Origin of the sequence: Curtobacterium sp. MCBA15_005 (genome assembly GCF_001864855.1) — a bacterium.
GTDB classification, from domain to species: Bacteria; Actinomycetota; Actinomycetes; order Actinomycetales; family Microbacteriaceae; genus Curtobacterium; species Curtobacterium flaccumfaciens.
The window spans coordinates 1,965-2,578 of sequence record NZ_MJGL01000058.1; the positions used below are offsets into that span (position 1 = coordinate 1,965).

The 614-nt window shown below is 67.8% G+C and carries 1 protein-coding gene; it reads right to left on the reverse strand.

Translation table 11 applies throughout. From position 1 onward, the window contains the following. Positions 1 to 614, reverse strand: a 614-nt coding sequence (locus BIU89_RS15305) for a preprotein translocase subunit SecA (protein WP_441294462.1), incomplete at both ends; no start/stop codon positions are given.

Below are 614 nucleotides of genomic sequence, written 5' to 3' on the forward strand. Positions count from 1 at the left end.
CGTCGCCGAGGAGCTCCTCACGCTGCTGGTAGGCCAGCTTGGCGTCCGAGAGGATCTCGCGGGCGAGGAAGTCACGCGACGCCTTGCCCTTCGAGCCGGCCTCGGTGATGACCTCGTCGATGGAGATCGAGATCGGGTAGAGCGTGCCGAGCTCGGTCCACATGGCGTCGAGGTCCCAGTCGTCCGGGGAGCCTTCGCCGGTGTGGCTGTCGATCACGTCGTCGATGACGGCCTTGAGGAACGACTGCGCACGGTCGTGCAGGTCGTCGCCCTCGAGGATGTGGCGGCGGTCGCTGTAGATCGCCTCGCGCTGGCGGTTCAGGACGTCGTCGTACTTCAGGACGTTCTTGCGGATCTCGGCGTTGCGGCCCTCGACCTGCGCCTGGGCGGACCGGATCGCACGGCCGACGAGCTTGTTCTCGATCGCCAGGTCGTCCGGCACGTTCGAGCGGCCCATCAGGCTCTCGGCGGCACCGGAGTTGAACAGGCGCATCAGGTCGTCGGTCAGCGACAGGTAGAAGCGGCTCTCGCCCGGGTCACCCTGGCGGCCGGAACGACCACGCAGCTGGTTGTCGATGCGGCGCGACTCGTGGCGCTCGGTACCGAGCACGTAC